The sequence below is a fragment of the Chiayiivirga flava genome, from assembly GCF_014202825.1.
GTDB lineage: Bacteria > Pseudomonadota > Gammaproteobacteria > Xanthomonadales > Xanthomonadaceae > Chiayiivirga > Chiayiivirga flava.
Genome location: NZ_JACHHP010000001.1, coordinates 896,619 through 913,079, shown reverse-complemented (window position 1 = coordinate 913,079; position 16,461 = coordinate 896,619). Strand labels below are relative to the sequence as shown.

The window sequence follows — 16,461 nt, the reverse complement described above, 5'->3', positions numbered from 1 at the left end:
CCCACGCATGCCCGCACGCCACCTGATCCGCCTGCTGCCCGACCGGAGCGCCGAATGGCTTTCGCTGGGGCGTGACGGACGCGTGCTCGCGGGGCCGCAGCCCGGCTTGCCGGCCGAGCGCGCCGACGACACGGTGGTGCTGCTGCCGGCGCAGGACGTGCTGCTGCTGCAGGCCCCGCGCGTGGCGAAGCAGCGCCGTCAGCTGGAACAGGCGATTCCGTACGCGATCGAGGACCAGCTCGCGGCACCGGTCGAACAGCAGCACGTGGCCCTGTCCGAGCGCAACGACGGCGACTCGGTGGCGCTCGCGGTGATCGCGCGCCCGTGCCTAGACGCATGGCTCGCGACGCTGCGCGAGGCCGGAATCGCGCCCGACCGCGCCTTGCCCGAGAGCGTGCTGCTGCCGTTCGCGGCAGGCACGCCGACGGTGTGGGTCGAGGGCACGCGGGCGATCGTGCGTTACGCCGAAAGCGGTGCCTTCGCCGGCAGCGTGGCGGAGCTGCCCGACTGGCTCGCGCTGCTGCAGGCGGGCGGTCATGTGCCGGGCACGCTGCGCTGGATCGGCGATGCCTCGGCGGCCGCGGCGTTGCCGGACGGCTGGACCGTAGCGCACGAACCTTGCGCGGAGCCGCTGCGCTGGCTTGCGGCGCGACTGGCCGAGGCCTCCGGGCCCGACCTGCTGCAGGGCGATTACGCCGCCCGCCGCCAGGGCGACGATGCGCGTCGCGTCTGGCGCTGGGCCGCAGGCCTCGCGGCCGTCGGCGTGCTGGCCGCGTTCGCGCAGGCCGGCATCGAGCGCTGGCAGCTGCAGGCCCGGCATCAGGCGCAACGCGCGGAAATGGAAGCGCTGCTGCGCCAGGCGATGCCGGGCGTGACGCGCATCGTCGATGCCAAGGCGCAGCTTGCCGGCGAATACGCGCGCCAGCGCGGTGCCGGCGACGGCAGCGGCGGTCTCGCGCTGCTCGCGAGCATCGCGCCGGTGCTGGCCGGCAGCGGTGCGTACAGCATCGACACGCTCGATTACCGCGCCGACACCATCGAACTGACCATCCGCACCAGCGACGTCGCGCGCCTGGACGCGTTGCGCGAGTCGCTCGCCGCGATCCCCTCGGTGATGGCCGAAGTCACCTCGGCCGTGCCCGGCAGCGGTGGCGTCGAGGGCAAGCTGCGCGTGCGCCGGAGCGGCGCATGAACCCGCTGCGGCGATTCTGGCAGGGACGCGCGCCGCGCGAACGCACGATGCTCGCGCGCGGCGCAGTGGTGCTGGTGCTGATGGCGCTGTATTTCGGCGCCTGGGAGCCGCTGCGCGATTCGCGCGATGCCTGGCGTGCGCGCGTGGCCACCGCCAACGCGGACCTTGCGTGGATGCGTGCGGTGGCGCCGCAGATCGCGGCGCAGGCGCCCGCGCAGGACGGCGCGGCGCGCGATACGCGCTCGCTGCTCGCGCGCGCCGACGCGAGCGCGCGCGAGGCCGGCCTCGGCGGCGCGCTGCTGCGCGTGGAACCGGTGGCGCAGGGGCAGGTGCGCGTGCATTTCGAGGATGTGGGTTTCGACGCGCTGATGCGCTGGCTCGAGTCGCTGTCGAGCCGGCACGGCACGCGCGTGGGCGAACTGCGCGCGCAGCGCGCGGCCGGCGTCGGCCGCGTCGACGCGCTGCTGAGCCTGGAGGAATCGGCCCGCTGAGCCGGCACGCCGAGCCGCCTGCGCGGGCCGCACGCTAGAATCGCGACTGCGCGACCGCACCGCCGCCGCACCCGCCCACGTTCCCGCCCCCGAGACCCCGTCCATGCGCCTGCTCCGCAACCTGATCCTGCTGCTGCTCGTCCTGGCCATCCTCGCCGCGCTCGTGCTCGCCTTCATTCCGGCGCAGTTCGCGATCGACCGCTTCGGCGACCGGCTCGGCCCGCTCAAGCTCGACGAGGTCAGCGGCACGCTGTGGAGCGGCCAGGCCAACCGGACCCTTCTGCGCGGCGAGAATCTCGGCGCGTTGCGCTGGACGCTGAGCCCGCTCGGCCTGCTGTCGGCCCGCGCCGATGCGGATCTCGATCTCAGCGGCGGTCCGTACGTGGGGCGCGCCGCGGTCAGCATCACGCGCGACCGCGTTGTGCGTATCCGCAACCTCGACGTGACCATGTCGGCGCGCAAGATCGAACCGCTGCTCGACATCCCCGCGCTCGTGTTCCGCGGCGAGGTGCAGGTGACGCTCAACTCGGCCGAAGTGCGCGGCGGCGTGCCGCTGGCGCTCGACGGCCGCGCGGTGTGGAAAAACGCCGCGGTCGCAGGCTCGGCCGAGGCGCAGTTCGGCGACATCGTCAGCGAATTCGCGAGCAAGCCCGCCGGCGGTTTCGAGGGCACCGTCAGCGACAGCGGCGGCCCGCTGCAGGCGCAGGGCAGCTACAGCGCCTCGCTCGCCGGTTACGAGGCCGACATCCAGCTGCGCGCGCGCGACAACAATCCGCAGGTGCTCGAAGCGCTGCAGTACATCGGCAAGCCGCAGCCGGACGGCAGCTCGCGCCTGGAGATCCGCGGCCGCATCCTGGACCTGATGTGACGACATCGCCGCCGCCGCGTTGCTCGCCGCCGTCGTCCCGGCGAACGCCGGGACCCGGCGACGTTGCCCGCGCGCGGATGACGGATCGCTCGAAGGCCACGCAATGACCCAGGCGTCAGCGGCAATCGAGTGCACCGACAGCTTCCTCGACGACGCCCTCGCCGTTGCGCGCGAGGCTGCGGCTGCCGCCGCCCGCATCATCTCGGGTTACTACCGCGACGGCGTCGAAGCGATGCTCAAGCCCGACGCCACGCCCGTGACGCAGGCCGACATCGAAGCCGAAACCGCGATCCGCACGGTGCTGCGCCGTGCCTTTCCGCAACACGCGATCCACGGCGAGGAACAGGGCCGCGACGGCGAGGGCGACATCCTCTGGCTGGTCGATCCGCTCGACGGCACCAAGAGTTTCGTGCGGCGCAATCCGATCTTCTCCACGCAGATCGCGCTGATGGTGCGCGGCGAGCTCGTGCTCGGCGTCTCCGGCGCCAGCGAATACGGCGAAACGGCGTGGGCGCGACGCGGCGGCGGCGCCTTCATCGACGGCACGCGCGTGCACGTGGCCGACACGAACGACATCGCCCGGGCCGTGGTGTCCACCGGCAACCTCAAATCGCTCGCGCGCGGCTCGCGCTGGCCGGCGCTCGGCGCGCTGCTGTGCGAGGCCAACCGCGGACGCGGCTACGGCGACTTCCTCCACTACCACCTGCTCGCCGCCGGCAGCGTCGACGTGGTGATCGAATCGGACGTCAACATCCTCGACATCGCCGCGCTCGCCGTGATCGTGCGCGAGGCCGGCGGCACGTTCACCGATCTCGACGGCGCCGAACTCACCCTGGACACGCGCAGCGTGCTGGCCGCCGTGCCGGCGCTGCACGGCGCGGTGTCGCCACGTTTTCACGGATGGAACGATGTCCAAGCTGCCTGAGATCCTCGCCCGCCACGAACTGGATTTCGGCGGCCGCTTCCACGTCGAACGGCTGGACCTCGAATTTTCCAACGGCGTGAAGCGCACCTACGAGCGCATGCAGCCGCGCGGCCGCGGCGCGGTGATCGTGGCGGCAATGCGCGATCCGGAAACCCTGCTGCTGGTGAGCGAGTACGCCTGCGGCCCGCACCGCTATGAGCTGGGCCTGGTCAAGGGCCGCATCGACGCCGGCGAACGCGTCGAAGAAGCCGCCGAGCGCGAACTGAAGGAGGAGGCCGGCTTCGGCGCGCGCAGGCTCACCGTGCTGCGCGCGATGACGCTGGCGCCGTCGTACATGGGCCACCAGACCTGGCTCGTGCTCGCCGAGGATCTGTACCCCGAGCGGCTGCCCGGCGACGAACCGGAAGAACTCGAGGTGGTGCCGTGGCGGCTGGACGCGTTGCACGAGCTGATGCTGCGCGAGGACTGCTCCGAAGGCCGCTCGCTCGCCGCGATGTTCATCGTGCGCGAGTACCTGGCGCTGCGTGCGCGCGGCGCGGTCGAATGAGCGATCTCGCGGCGTGGCGCGCGCGTTGCGTCGAACTCTCGCACGAGGCCGGGGCCGCGATCATGCGGGTCTACGCGCAGGATTTCTCGGTCCAGACCAAGTCCGACAATTCGCCGGTGACGGCCGCGGATTTCGCCGCCCACCACATCATCAGCACCGGACTCGGGCTCCTCACCCCGCAGATTCCGGTGCTGTCGGAGGAGGCGGCGGACATCCCGTGGTCGGTGCGCCGGCACTGGACGCGCTGGTGGCTCGTCGACCCGCTCGACGGCACGCGCGAATTCATCAAGAAGAACGGCGAATTCACCGTCAACATCGCGCTGATCGATCGCGGCGTGCCGGTGCTGGGCGTGGTGCATGCGCCCGCGCTCGATTACCTGGTGTCGGCCGAGCGCGGCGTCGGCGCGTGGATGCGCAGCGGCGGCGAGGAGGTGCCCATCGCCACGGCGCGACCGTCGCCCGTGCCGCTGCGTGTCGCCGCGAGCCGCTCGCACCTGGACGAGCGCACCCGCCGCGTGCTCGAACGCATCGGCGACCACGAGCGCCTCGGGCTCGGCTCCTCGCTCAAGTTCTGCCGCATCGCCGAAGGCCGGGCCGACGTCTATCCGCGCTTCGGGCCGACATCGGAATGGGACACCGCCGCCGGCCAGTGCGTGCTCGACGCGGCCGGCGGCTGCGTGCTGGGCCTGGACGGCGCACCGTTCCGCTACAACCGCGGCGAATCGCTGCTCAATCCGGACTTCATCGCACTCGGCGATCCCGATCTGCCGTGGCAGGACTGGACCGTCGATCTGGCCGCAGCGCGATGAGCCGCATCGACGAGCTGCTCGCGATCATGGCGCGCCTGCGCGACCCCGTCGGCGGCTGTCCGTGGGACCTCGAACAGGAGTTCTCCACGATCGCGCCGTACACCATCGAGGAAGCCTACGAAGTGGCCGACGCGATCGAGCGCGGCGACTTGGCGGCCCTGCAGGACGAACTCGGCGATCTGTTGCTGCAGGTGGTGTTCCACGCGCAGCTGGCACAGGAGCAGGGTGCCTTCGGATTCGACGACGTGGTGGCATCGATCAACGCCAAGATGATCCGCCGCCATCCGCACGTGTTCGGCACGGTGGCGAAGGCCGGGAGTGCGGAGGCGCAGCTCGCGGACTGGGAACGGATCAAGCAGTCCGAGCGTGCCGCCGATCCGGACACGAGCGCGCTCGCCGGCATCGGCCGCGGCCTGCCGGAGTGGCAGCGCGCGCTGAAACTGCAGAAGCGCGCGGCGCGTGTCGGATTCGACTGGCCGGATGTGGATCCGGTGTTCGCGAAGCTGCACGAGGAACTCGACGAAGTCCGTGCCGAGCTTGCGCTGCGCGGCTCGGACGCGTTCTCGCAGGACCGGCTCGAAGACGAAATCGGCGATGTGCTGTTCGTCTGCGTCAACCTCGCGCGGCACGCGAAAGTGGACGTGGGCGCGGCGCTGCGGCGCGCGAACGCGAAGTTCGAGCGCCGCTTCCGTCGCATGGAGGCGCTGGCGGCGGAGGCGGGCGGCGCGCTGGCGACGCTCGATCTCGCCGCGCAGGATGCGCTGTGGGAAGCGGCAAAGCGCGAGGAGCCGCGCTAGCGATGCGATACGTTGCGGCACCGCATCGCCGCGCGCCTCAGGCCAGATAGGCCGGCGTCTCCGATCCGAAACTCCTGCGCAGCTGCCGCGACACATCGTCCGCCAGCAACTCCGCATCGCCGCGCTCCACCGCGGCGAGAATCTGCGCCGCGATGTCCTCCGGCGACGATTTCGGCGCCGACACGCCGTGCGTCATGTCGGTGTCGACATAGCCGAAATGCACGCCGAGCACCTGCGTGCCCTGCGCGCGCAGCTCCTGCCGCATGCCGTTGGTGAACGCCCACGCCGCCGCCTTGCTCGCGCTGTAGGCGGCCGTGGCCCCCATCGTGATCCAGCTCAGTGCCGAATGGATGTTGACCACCGCACCGCCGCCGTTCGCCGCGAGCAGCGGTGCGAACGCGCGCGTGACGCGCACCGGGCCGAGCACGTTGACCTCGGCCTGGTCGAGGAAGGCGCGTTCCGCGTCCGGGCCCAGCGCGGCGGACGGCAGCAGGATGCCGGCGTTGTTGATGACCAGGGTGACGTCGCGCGCCTGCGCTGCGGCGGCGTCGATGGTGTCCTGCCGGGTGACGTCCAGTCGCAGCGGAACCACGCCGTCGCCGCCTGCGGCGTCCGGCGTGCGTGCGGCGGCGTAGATCGTCCGTGCGCCCGCCTGCTGCAGCGCGCGCACGAGCGCGGCGCCGATGCCGCGGTTGGCGCCGGTGACGAGGGCAGTGCTGCCTTGGATCTTCATGGGTCGGTGTCCTTCTCGGTGGGATGCGCGAGGTTGCGGGGGCGGCGACGTGGCGGCCGCGCGCAACGCGGGGATTGGTGCACGGACCGCGCGTCGCAGGATAGGAAAATCAGGCGCCGCGTTCGAAGGGCAGGGTGCGGGCGGGATCGGCCGGACGGGGCGCCGGGTGCTGCGTCCGTGCATTGAATCCCCTCCGCACCGCAGGCACCATGCAGCGCAAAGGAGCCCGCCATGTCCAGCCGTTTCGCAAGTTTCCGCGAGTTCTATCCGTTCTATCTTGCCGAACATTCCGATCGCACGTGCCGGCGCCTGCATTTTGTCGGTACCACGGTCGTGATCGTGTTCCTGGTGCTCGCCATCGTGACGCTCAACGCCTGGTGGCTGCTCGGCGCGCTGCTGTCGGGCTACGCGTTCGCGTGGGTGGGGCACTTCTTCTTCGAGCACAACAAGCCGGCCACGTTCAAATACCCGTTCTATTCGTTCGCCGGCGACTGGGTGATGTACCGCGACATGCTCGTCGGCCGCATCCGCTTCTGAGCGCGGTCCGGCGCCGCGCGGTCATTCGAGGAAGATGAGCCACGCCGCCACCACGATCAGTGCGAAGCCGGCCAGATGGTTCCACTTGATCGGCTCGCCCAGGTACCACACCGAGAAGCCGACGAACACGCTCAGCGTGATGACCTCCTGGATGGTCTTGAGCTGCACGGCCGAATAGACCGCGCTGCCGAAGCGGTTGGCCGGCACCTGCAGGATGTACTCGGGCAGCGCGATCAGCCAGCTCACCGCGATCACCAGCAGGATCGGCGTCGCCTTGAATTTCAGGTGACCGTACCAGGCGAACGTCATGAAGATGTTCGAGAACAGCAGCAGCACGATCGGCATGACATAGGTGGACAGCGTCGGCGTGACGGGCATGGAGCGGACCTGCGGGGGCGATGCCGAATGCTAACCGCGCGACGCGCGGATGAGCTGCCCGCGCCGCGCCGGCGTATGCCTTGATGTCGGGAGGCGTCTTGCAGCAGACGAGGCCCGGCCGCTTCGGCGATCGCTGGCAAGGATCGCGGCCACGGAGGGCCACCTGGCGGGTCGGGTCCGCAGCACCCGACCCGCCGGGCCCGGACGGCGCCGCCGCCGCGCCGCGTATCGATCACGGAAAGATGAGAATCAATTACACTTGCGGCGCAAGTCGCTGGCCGAGAAGGGCCACGACCACCCAGGAGCGTCCGATGCTGCGCATTCCCACCCTGCCTGTCCTGCTGCTGGCCGCCGCCCCGCTGGCGTTCGCCGACCCCGCGTCCGCGTACGAGCCGGCGCCGTCCGCGGCCGCACCGGCAAGCCAGTTCACCTTTGCCTGGCCGCTGGGCGAGGCGGCGCTCAAGCCGCGCGGCGCGAGCACGCGCGGCACCGCCGTCACGCTGGACCCGGCGCCGTCGGAGGACTGGACGCGGCTGCAGGATCCGGAACGCACTCCGTTCCAGCACGATCGCGACGCCATCCTCGCGATGGCCGGCGAGTACCGCGTGAGTTTCGATTTCCTCGAAGTGCTGCGCTTCGACCCGGCGCTCAAGCCCGATGCGCCGTACCAGAGCTGGGGCACCGAGGTGGTGCTCGTGAGCCGCGACGAGCGCGATGTGATCGCGCTGCAGCATATCCTCGTGATGCGCGTGCAGGGCGAGGACGGCACGCCCGGCGAGCCGATGGTGATGCGCCACTGGCGGCAGGAGTGGCGCTTCGAGCCCGAATCGATCCTCGCGTACCGGGGCCGGCTGCGCTGGGAAACGACGAGCTTGGACGCGGCCGATCGCGCCGGCGCGTGGTCGCAGACGGTGTACCAGGTGGACGATTCGCCGCGGTACTCGAGCGTGGGGCGCTGGCAGCACGAGAACGGTGTCTCGACCTGGATCGGCGGGCAGACGCTGCGCCCGCTGCCGCGCCGCGAGTTCAGCGTGCGCAAGGATTACCACGCCCTGCTCGGCACCAACCGCCACACCATCACCGCCAGCGGCTGGGTGCAGGAAGAAAACAATCTCAAGCTCGTGCTCGACGAGGACCGCACCCCGCGCGACGTCCTGCCGTACCTTGCGCGCGAGTACGGGCTGGCGCGCTACGAGCGCATCAAGGACTTCGATTTCAGCGCCGGGCGCACGTATTTCGAGCGCACCGAACCGTTCTGGGAGCAGGTGCGGCTCGGCTGGGCCAAGCTCGTCAACAAGCGCAGCGTGACGCTGAAGGCGCCGGTCGACCAGGGGCAGCTGTTCGTGCCGTTCTTCGAGCACGCGCAGAAGATCGCCGACGGCACGATCAGGGCCCGGCCGATCGAGGACCAGATGATGGTGCAGTCGGTGCTGCGCCGGACCTACGTGCAGCGCTGAGGCGCGGCGTCAGCGCCGCAGCGGCAGCAGGTCGCGCGCGGTCAGCCAGGCGCGAGCGTCGTCGGCATCGTGCTCGAACCAGGCGCGCGCGGAGCCGAGGCGAAAGCTGTAACCCCAGGCGTCCATGTCGGCCATCAGGCGCGCGCTGCCGACGCCGGGCAGCAGGTCGGCGAGCGCGATCTGCAGGTAGCAGGTGGCGTCTTCCTCGGCCACCGAGTCGGTGGCGTCGGTGTGCACCCGCGCCCGCCGGTCGGGCGGCAGCACGATGAGATGGCCAGCCTCGTGCAGCAGCGAATGCACCGGGGTATCGCCGCGCGCGTACACGGTGTGGGCGATGACGCCGGCCTCGGGCTCGCCCCAGAAGCTGCCGGGGATCGCCTCGCCGTCGGGCACGCGCTGCAGGCTCAGGTCGTAACGCCGCAGCAGCGCGGCGAGCGCGTCGCCGGGTACGTCCCGAACGCGGAGCACCGCGTCCTCGTCCCGCGGCGCACCGTCGACGGGCGGCGCCGCGCCCGCGTCGCGCACGCGTTCAGCCCGTCGCGGCGGCGCCGGGTTTGTCCGGCAGCGAGACGGAGATGTCGAGCACGTCGTGGTCGCCGTCCTTGGCCAGGTCCACCTTCACCGCATCGATGTCGACGCTGACGTATTTCCTGATCACTTCCAGCAGTTCGCGCCGCAGCATCGGCAGATAGTCCGGGCCGCCGCGCGAGCTGCGCTCCTGCGCGACGATGATGCGCAGGCGCTCCTTCGCGATGTTGGCGGTGTTCTTCTTGGCGCGCAGGAAGTCGAACAGGGCCATGGCCTCAGCCTCCGAACAGTTTGGAGAAGAAGCCCTTCTTCTCGGCTTGCGTGAAGCGCAGCGGACGCTCGTTGCCGAGCAGGCGCTGCACGGCGTCGTCGTAGGCCTGGCCGGCGTCGGTGTCCATGTCCAGGATCACCGGCTCGCCCTTGTTGGACGCGTTGAGCACGTCGGGCGATTCGGGAATCACGCCGAGCACCTTCAGCCCGAGGATTTCCTCCACGTCCTTGATCGACAGCATCTCGCCGTTTTCCACGCGCGCTGGGTTGTAGCGCGTGAGCAGCAGGCTGTCGTGCACCTTCTCGCCGCGTTCGGCCTTCTGCGTCTTGGACGACAGCAGGCCCAGGATGCGGTCCGAATCGCGCACCGACGACACTTCCGGATTCACCACCACCACGGCGTGGTCTGCGAAATACATCGCGAGGAAGGCGCCTTTCTCGATGCCGGCGGGCGAATCGCAGACGACGAAATCGAAGCCGTCGTCGGCCAGCTCCTTCAGCACCTTCTCGACACCTTCCTTGCTCAGCGCATCCTTGTCGCGCGTCTGCGAGGCGGCCAGCACGTAGAGGTTCTCGAAGCGTTTGTCCTTGATCAGGGCCTGCTTGAGCGTGCACTCGCCCTGGATCACGTTGACGAAGTCGTACACTACGCGGCGCTCGCAGCCCATGATGAGGTCGAGGTTGCGCAGGCCGACGTCGAAGTCGATGACCGCGGTTTTCTTGCCGTGGCGCGCAAGTCCGCACGCGAGGCTGGCGCTGGTGGTCGTCTTGCCGACGCCGCCCTTGCCCGAGGTGACGACGATGATTTCAGTCAAGGGTGCGATCTCCGGAAGCGGGTAGGGGGATGAGTGTGGTGCCGGTTGCGGCGAGGAGAGCGCCCCCTTCCGCCCTCCGGGCACCTTCCCCCGCTGAGCGGGAGAAGGGAAAGGCATGGGTGGCGGTGATCTGCGGTAGCGCCGCAGGCAAAGCAGATGGTTCGTTTTCGTCCGAAGGCACAGCGAAGAAATCCTTCTCCCGCGCAGCGGGGGAAGGTGCCGGCAGGCGGAAGGGGGTGCTCGGAGCGGCGCGTACGCGCATTGGAAGCATCACGCCAGCTCCTCCATCCGCAGCTTCCCGTCGTCCAGCCACACCTGCACCGGCTTGCCGCGCAGTTCCTTCGGCACTTCCTCGATCACCTTGTAGTGCCCGGCGATCGAGACCAGTTCGGCATGGAACTCGCGGCAGAAGATGCGTGCACCTTCGTTGCCCTGCGCGCCGGCGAGCGCGCGTCCGCGCAGCGCGCCGTAGACGTGCACCGAGCCGTCCGCGATGACTTCCGCACCGGCGCCGACGGTGGCGCAGACGGTGAGGTCGCGCTGCTGCGCGTAGACCTGCTGGCCGGAGCGCACCGGGGTGGTGTGGATCATGCCGGCGGCGGCCCTGGCGACCGTCGTCGGCGGCGGTTCCGCCGCGGGCGGCGGCGGGGTGTTGCGTGCCTGCGGCGCGTTCGCCGCCGGGGTGTCGACGCGTTCGCCCATCGGCTCGTACTGGGCGCGGAATTTGGCCAGCAGCGGCAAGCCGATCTGCCGCGCCAGCGCCTCGATCGCCGAGGTACCGTACGCCAGCGCCACCGGCAACACGCCGGCGCGGCGCAGCGCGTCGATCAGCGACTGCGCGGCGCCTGCGTCCGGAGTGCTGCTCAGGTGCCCGAAATCGACCACCACCGCGGCGCGTTCGAACAGCTTCGGCGCGCGTTCGACGCGCTCGCGCATCTCGCGTTCGAGTTTGTCGATGTCCAGCTCGCGCACGCGCAGGTTGGCGATGCCGACCTGGCCGATCTTGAGCTCGCCGGCCTGCTCGAAGCCGCCCGGTGCCGCCGCCACGCTCAGGTCCCCGTCGCCAGCCGCACGGCCGGCTTGCGCTTGCGGGTGGCCAGCCACGGCAGGTCCGGCAGGCGGCCATCGGGCTTGTCGAGGTAGGTGCTGCGCACCCACGGATAGCTCGCCAGTTCCTTGGCCAGCAGCGAGACGCGCAGGCCGGTCTCGATCATCACCTGCTGGCCCACTTCCTGGAAGCCGTAGGTGCCGTGGAACAGCACGGCGACGTCGTTGCGCGGTTCGAGGAACACCTCGCAGGTAAGCAGCGGCGCGTGGGTTTCGGCAAAGCTCGTGACGTCGGCGTAGAACACCCGGCCCACGCCGGCGCCGCGCTGCGCGCTGGCGATCACCACGCGGTCGATGTAGACGAACGCAGGGTAGTGGCTGCGGAACCACAGATAGTTGCTGCTCTCGTACGGCGAATCCTGGTCGAGCGCGATCAGGAACCCGGCCAGCGTGCCGTCCACCTCGGCCACGCGGAAGTACGCGGCATGGTCGTAGAAGAAGCGCAGTTGCGAATGGTCCAGCGGCAGGATCGTGACACCGGCGGCATTGTTCAACGCAAGGACGGAATCCAGCTCGTGCTCGCGCACGTCGCGGATGACGATCGACATTCCTGTCTCCGGATGTGGGGCGCGCGGCCGGTGCGGGCCGGCGCCGTCGTGGACCGGGATTATCGCATGGCCGGCCGTGCCGGCGTGAATCGCGCGCGGCCCGCGCACAGTCGCCGCGGCGCCGCAACCCGACCAAGGTGGGGCGTGCGGCACGCTTGACCCGCGCGGCGCGCGGCAGGACGCTTGCCACCGACACGGTGCGAGGGCGGACACGATGAACGGGATGCTGGCGAAACTGGGCTGGCTGGTGCTGGCCGTGGGCGGGGCGTGCTGCCTGGCGGTGGTGGCGCTGGACCGCGGCGAGACGATCAACGCGCTGTGGCTGGTGGCCGCGTCGGTGTCGGTGTTCATGATCGCGTACCGCTTCTACAGCCTGTACATCGCGAAGACGGTGCTGCAGGTCGATCCGACACGCGCGACGCCCGCGCACCTGCGCAACGACGGCCTGGATTTCGTTCCGACCGACAAATACGTGCTGTTCGGGCACCATTTCGCCGCCATCGCCGGCGCGGGCCCGCTCGTGGGTCCGGTGCTGGCCGCACAGATGGGTTACCTGCCCGGCACGCTGTGGATCCTGTTCGGCGTGGTGTTTGCCGGCGCGGTGCAGGACATGCTGGTGCTGTTCCTGTCCTCGCGCCGCAACGGCCGCTCGCTCGGCGACATGATCCGCGCGGAAATGGGCAATGCCGCCGGCGGATTCGCCATGGTGGGCATCCTGCTGATCATGATCATCATCCTGGCGGTGCTGTCGCTGGTGGTGGTAAAGGCGCTCGCGGAAAGTCCGTGGGGCACGTTCACCGTCGCGCTGACCATCCCGATCGCGATCCTGATGGGCTTCTATCTGCGCTACTGGCGGCCGGGCAGGATCGGCGAGGTCTCGGTCATCGGCCTGGTGCTGCTGATGCTCGCGATCTGGCTCGGCGGAAAAGTGGCAGCACATCCCGAGTGGGCACCGATGTTCCACTTCTCCGGCACGGCGCTCGCGTGGATGCTGATCGTCTACGGCTTCATCGCCGCGGTGCTGCCGGTGTGGCTGCTGCTGGCGCCGCGCGACTATCTGTCCACGTTCCTCAAGATCGGCACGGTGGTGCTGCTCGCGGTGGCGATCCTGTTCGCGATGCCGGACCTGCAGATGCCGGCGCTGACGAAGTTCATCGACGGCAGCGGGCCGGTGTGGTCGGGCAGCCTGTTTCCGTTCCTGTTCATCACGATCGCCTGCGGCGCGGTCTCCGGCTTCCACGCGCTGATCTCGTCCGGCACCACGCCCAAGCTGCTCGACAACGAGACCCAGGTGCGCATGATCGGCTACGGCGGCATGCTGATGGAGGCCTTCGTCGCGATCATGGCGCTGGTCGCGGCCTGCGTGCTCGAACCGGGCGTGTACTTCGCACTGAATTCGCCGGCGGCGCTGATCGGTACCGATGTGGTCAACGCCGCGCGCGTGATCAGCGAATGGGGTTTCGTGGTGACCCCCGACATCCTCGCGCAGACCGCGAAGGACGTCGGCGAGGCGTCGATCCTCTCGCGCACCGGCGGCGCGCCGACGCTTGCGGTGGGCATGGCGCAGATCCTCCACTCGGTGATCTCCGGCGACGGCATGATGGCGTTCTGGTACCACTACGCGATCCTGTTCGAAGCGCTCTTCATCCTGACCGCGGTCGATGCCGGCACGCGCGTTGCGCGTTTCATGATCCAGGAGCTCGGCGGCATGGTGTACGCGCCGCTGAAGCAGACCGAGTCGTGGGGCGCCAACATCATCGCGACCGCGCTGGCGGTGGCGATGTGGGGCTACTTCCTCTACCAGGGCGTGGTCGATCCGCTCGGCGGCATCAACACGCTGTGGCCGCTGTTCGGCATCGCCAACCAGATGCTGGCCGGCATCGCGCTGACGTACTGCACCGTGGTGCTGTTCAAGATGAAGCGCGGGCAGTACGCGTGGGTGACGATCCTGCCGACCGCATGGCTGCTGATCTGCACCCTGTCGGCAGGCTGGCTCAAGCTGTTCGACGCCGACCCGAAGGTCGGCTTCCTCGCCAACGCGCGACGTTTCGCGGATGCGGCGGCCTCGGGCCAGGTGCTCGCCCCGGCCAAGACCATCGAGGAAATGGGTCGCGTGGCGTTCAACAACTATCTCAATGCCGGCCTGTGCGTGCTGTTCATCGTGGTGCTGCTGTCCACGGTGGGGTTCGGCATCCGCGAGATCCTGCGCGCGCGCCGCTCGTCAGTACCGATTTCGCAGGAGACGCCGTATGTTGCGTTCCCTGCATAGCGTCGACGTCGCGGCGCGGTTCGGGCGCGCATGGCGTTTTCTTCGCTCCTGCGCACGCCTGGCGGTGGGCGTGCCGGACTACGAGACGTACGTGGCGCATCTGCGCCGCGTGCATCCGGACCTGCCGGTGCCGAGCTATGCGGAATTCTTCGACGAGCGCCAGCGCGCGCGCTTCGGCGGAACCGGGTCGCGTTGTTGCTGAAAGCCGCTTCTTCCTTCTCCCGTCGGGAGAAGGTGCCCGGCAGGGCGGATGAGGGACGGGCATCCACGTTGGACGAAGCCTGCATTGATGCGGATGTGTTCGTTCCGCCGAGCACCATGACACACCGCAACGCCCGTCCCTCATCCGCCTTCGGCACCTTCTCCCGGAGGGAGAAGGAAGCAAGGGCGCGACGTCAGAACGTGCCGCGCTGCACGAACGGCGCACGCGCATAGAGCAGCCTCTCTCCGCGCCGCGGATCGTCGACCGCGCGCGATCGCGCGTCGAACACCATCGTCTCGCGCCGCTGCAGCGAGTAGGACGCCCACGCCGGCAGGCCGGCGTGGTTCGGGTCGCCGGTGCGCGCGAACGCAAGCAACGCATCGCCCATGCGTCGGGCGACAGCCCGGGCGTCCGCGCCTGTGCCCGTGCGCGAACCGGGCGCATCGAGCGTGCCGAACACCAGCGGAATGTCCAGCGTGTGGAACGCGCGCAGCCGGCCGTCGTCGGCCGGTGACGGCCAGTCGAGCTGGTACACCCACGCCGGCGCACCCTGTCGCGCGCGCGCTTCCGCCTCCTCGATCGCGCCGCGCCACGAGCGCCCGGCCGTGGTCGCGGCGAAAAACACGTCGCTCGGCGTGTACCGCGGGTACAGCCGGCGGTATTCGGCGATCACCATGTCCGCCGGCAGGTCGACGTACTGCTGCGCGACGAGTTTCGCCGGCAGCGTGTCCCACGTCAGCGAGAAATTTTCCGGGTCGCTGCCGAGAAACGCACGCGTTTCGTCGCGCGTGTTGCCGATCAGCATCGGAATGCCGCGCGACTGCGCCGGCGCGTCCGGATAAAACGGATGCCGGTGCAACGACACGCCATCGAGCACCGGGCCGAAGTACAGGCCGGTGTCCTCGATGCGCGACGGATCGCGGATCGCGCTGGCCTCCAGCACCCGCTCCATCGGCACCTCGCGCAACCGGTCGACCTGCGCCGGCGCGATCTTCAGCGCATCGAGCAGCATCGCCGCACGCTGCCGCGCCGCGCGCGGGCCGGCCGCGGTGACCTGCTGCCCGCTCATCGTCATCGCGCGATGGAACAGGCCGGCCGCCGCCGGCATCGCCATCAGCGTCGCGATCTTCGCGCCACCGCCCGACTGGCCGAACACGGTGACGTTGCCGGCATCGCCGCCGAACTCGTCCGCGTGCCGCCGCACCCAACGCAACGCGGCGATCAGGTCGAGCTGCCCGACGTTGCCCGACCCTGCGAAGCGTCCGTCGCCGAATCCGTCGAGCGCGAGATACCCGAACACGTTGAGCCGGTGGTTGAGCGTGACGACGACCACGTCGCCCCGCCGGCACAGCGCACTGCCGTCGTACAGCGGATCGCTGCCGGCGCCGGTGCTGTAGCCGCCGCCGTGGAGGTAGACCAGCACCGGCCGGCGCGCACCGTCGCGCAGCGCGGGCGTGGTCACGTTGAGGAACAGGCAGTCTTCGCTGCCGGGGGCGTCGGCACCGCGCTGCGGCGCGCTGTTGCCGAACGCGGTGGCGTCGCGGACGCCCTCCCACGGGCGCGGCGGACCGGGCGGGGCGAAACGGGTGGCTGCCGTGTCCGCGCCGTAGCGGATGCCGCGGAACACGAAGAGATCGCCGTCGCGGATACCGCGGACGCGGCCGCCGGTGACGGTGGCGATCGGCGTGGACACCGTGCGATCGGCAGCCGCGCGCCGCGCCGTCCCGAGCAGCAGCGCTCCGGCGGCAGTTCCCGCGATCCATGTCCGGCGCGAAAGACCCATGCATGATCTCCGGTGTTTGGCGAAGTTTATCTCCTGTCACCGGTAACATTCGGGAAAATCGCGGCATGAGCCAAATCGGCGTGCAGCGCCGCAGCATGGCCGCCTGGATACGGCGGGCGGTCGAGGCCATCGCGAAGCGGGACACACGCGCCAGGCACGTGCAAACCGTCGCCGGCGAGCGCAGCATGGCCCCGCCGCGCGCCGT

At 70.0% G+C, this 16,461-nt stretch carries 19 protein-coding genes; 11 read left to right on the top strand and 8 right to left on the bottom strand.

All coding sequences use genetic code 11. The features are described 5' to 3' along the window. Nucleotides 1–7 precede the first annotated feature (7 nt). The 7 genes from gspL (at nt 8) to mazG (ending at nt 5,629) form a co-directional block, all read left to right on the top strand. Nucleotides 8–1,192, top strand: a complete 1,185-nt coding sequence (gene gspL / locus HNQ52_RS03775) for a type II secretion system protein GspL (RefSeq protein ID WP_183959753.1) — start codon at nt 8–10, stop codon at nt 1,190–1,192. Further along, nucleotides 1,189–1,683: a type II secretion system protein GspM gene (gene gspM / locus HNQ52_RS03770; RefSeq protein WP_183959752.1), complete on the top strand. Its 495-nt coding sequence runs from the start codon at nt 1,189–1,191 to the stop codon at nt 1,681–1,683. The genes gspL and gspM overlap by 4 nt, the downstream gene beginning before the upstream one ends. 103 nt (nt 1,684–1,786) lie before the next feature. After that, nucleotides 1,787–2,551: a type II secretion system protein N gene (locus HNQ52_RS03765; protein WP_183959751.1), complete on the top strand. Its 765-nt coding sequence runs from the start codon at nt 1,787–1,789 to the stop codon at nt 2,549–2,551. A gap of 103 nt (nt 2,552–2,654) precedes the next feature. After that, on the top strand, nt 2,655–3,476 hold the full coding sequence (locus tag HNQ52_RS03760) for an inositol monophosphatase family protein (RefSeq protein WP_183959750.1): 822 nt from the start codon (nt 2,655–2,657) through the stop codon (nt 3,474–3,476). Further along, nucleotides 3,460–4,023: an ADP compounds hydrolase NudE gene (gene nudE / locus HNQ52_RS03755; protein WP_183959749.1), complete on the top strand. Its 564-nt coding sequence runs from the start codon at nt 3,460–3,462 to the stop codon at nt 4,021–4,023. Before HNQ52_RS03760 ends, nudE begins: the two co-directional genes overlap by 17 nt. Further along, nucleotides 4,020–4,832 carry a 3'(2'),5'-bisphosphate nucleotidase CysQ gene (gene cysQ / locus HNQ52_RS03750; RefSeq protein ID WP_183959748.1) on the top strand — a complete coding sequence of 271 codons (813 nt, stop codon included), beginning with the start codon at nt 4,020–4,022 and terminating at the stop codon, nt 4,830–4,832. The genes nudE and cysQ overlap by 4 nt, the downstream gene beginning before the upstream one ends. Then, nucleotides 4,829–5,629, top strand: coding sequence for a nucleoside triphosphate pyrophosphohydrolase (mazG, locus tag HNQ52_RS03745; protein WP_183959747.1), 801 nt, complete (start codon nt 4,829–4,831; stop codon nt 5,627–5,629). Before cysQ ends, mazG begins: the two co-directional genes overlap by 4 nt. Nucleotides 5,630–5,666: 37 nt before the next feature. On the opposite strand, the gene HNQ52_RS03740 is transcribed toward mazG, so the two are convergent. Beyond that, nucleotides 5,667–6,362, bottom strand: coding sequence for an SDR family oxidoreductase (locus HNQ52_RS03740; RefSeq protein WP_183959746.1), 696 nt, complete (start codon nt 6,360–6,362; stop codon nt 5,667–5,669). A gap of 231 nt (nt 6,363–6,593) precedes the next feature. On the opposite strand from HNQ52_RS03740, the gene HNQ52_RS03735 reads away from it, so the two are divergent. Continuing rightward, on the top strand, nt 6,594–6,899 hold the full coding sequence (locus tag HNQ52_RS03735; protein ID WP_183959745.1) for an Mpo1-like protein: 306 nt from the start codon (nt 6,594–6,596) through the stop codon (nt 6,897–6,899). A 21-nt stretch (nt 6,900–6,920) separates the two neighbouring features. On the opposite strand, the gene HNQ52_RS03730 is transcribed toward HNQ52_RS03735, so the two are convergent. Next, on the bottom strand, nt 6,921–7,277 hold the full coding sequence (locus tag HNQ52_RS03730) for a DMT family protein (RefSeq protein ID WP_183959744.1): 357 nt from the start codon (nt 7,275–7,277) through the stop codon (nt 6,921–6,923). A 311-nt stretch (nt 7,278–7,588) separates the two neighbouring features. On the opposite strand from HNQ52_RS03730, the gene HNQ52_RS03725 reads away from it, so the two are divergent. Further along, nucleotides 7,589–8,734 (top strand): DUF6607 family protein, encoded by a 1,146-nt coding sequence (locus tag HNQ52_RS03725; RefSeq protein ID WP_183959743.1) that lies wholly within the window; start codon nt 7,589–7,591, stop codon nt 8,732–8,734. 9 nt (nt 8,735–8,743) lie between these two features. On the opposite strand, the gene HNQ52_RS03720 is transcribed toward HNQ52_RS03725, so the two are convergent. The 5 genes from HNQ52_RS03720 to HNQ52_RS03700 all read right to left on the bottom strand — a co-directional run bounded on the left by HNQ52_RS03720 (nt 8,744) and on the right by HNQ52_RS03700 (nt 12,002). Then, nucleotides 8,744–9,202 carry a hypothetical protein gene (locus tag HNQ52_RS03720; RefSeq protein WP_425486468.1) on the bottom strand — a complete coding sequence of 153 codons (459 nt, stop codon included), beginning with the start codon at nt 9,200–9,202 and terminating at the stop codon, nt 8,744–8,746. 61 nt (nt 9,203–9,263) lie between these two features. Beyond that, complete coding sequence (gene minE / locus HNQ52_RS03715; protein ID WP_183959741.1) at nt 9,264–9,533, bottom strand: cell division topological specificity factor MinE; 270 nt, start codon at nt 9,531–9,533, stop codon at nt 9,264–9,266. A 4-nt stretch (nt 9,534–9,537) separates the two neighbouring features. After that, nucleotides 9,538–10,347 carry a septum site-determining protein MinD gene (minD, locus tag HNQ52_RS03710; RefSeq protein WP_183959740.1) on the bottom strand — a complete coding sequence of 270 codons (810 nt, stop codon included), beginning with the start codon at nt 10,345–10,347 and terminating at the stop codon, nt 9,538–9,540. Nucleotides 10,348–10,617: 270 nt separating this feature from the next. Continuing rightward, nucleotides 10,618–11,394: a septum site-determining protein MinC gene (minC, locus tag HNQ52_RS03705; protein ID WP_183959739.1), complete on the bottom strand. Its 777-nt coding sequence runs from the start codon at nt 11,392–11,394 to the stop codon at nt 10,618–10,620. 2 nt (nt 11,395–11,396) lie between these two features. Next, on the bottom strand, nt 11,397–12,002 hold the full coding sequence (locus HNQ52_RS03700) for a GNAT family N-acetyltransferase (RefSeq protein ID WP_183959738.1): 606 nt from the start codon (nt 12,000–12,002) through the stop codon (nt 11,397–11,399). A 223-nt stretch (nt 12,003–12,225) separates the two neighbouring features. Here HNQ52_RS03700 and HNQ52_RS03695 point away from each other — a divergent pair, with 223 nt between their 5' ends. Continuing rightward, on the top strand, nt 12,226–14,271 hold the full coding sequence (locus HNQ52_RS03695; RefSeq protein ID WP_425486467.1) for a carbon starvation CstA family protein: 2,046 nt from the start codon (nt 12,226–12,228) through the stop codon (nt 14,269–14,271). Further along, a complete protein-coding gene (locus HNQ52_RS03690; RefSeq protein ID WP_183959736.1) occupies nt 14,252–14,473 on the top strand; it encodes a YbdD/YjiX family protein in 222 nt (73 codons plus the stop codon). The genes HNQ52_RS03695 and HNQ52_RS03690 overlap by 20 nt, the downstream gene beginning before the upstream one ends. Before the next feature lie 193 nt (nt 14,474–14,666). Here the strand turns inward: HNQ52_RS03690 and HNQ52_RS03685 are convergent, their stop codons facing one another. Further along, entirely contained in the window at nt 14,667–16,256 is a 1,590-nt protein-coding gene (locus HNQ52_RS03685; RefSeq protein WP_183959735.1) for a carboxylesterase/lipase family protein, read from the bottom strand. Nucleotides 16,257–16,461: the final 205 nt, after the last annotated feature.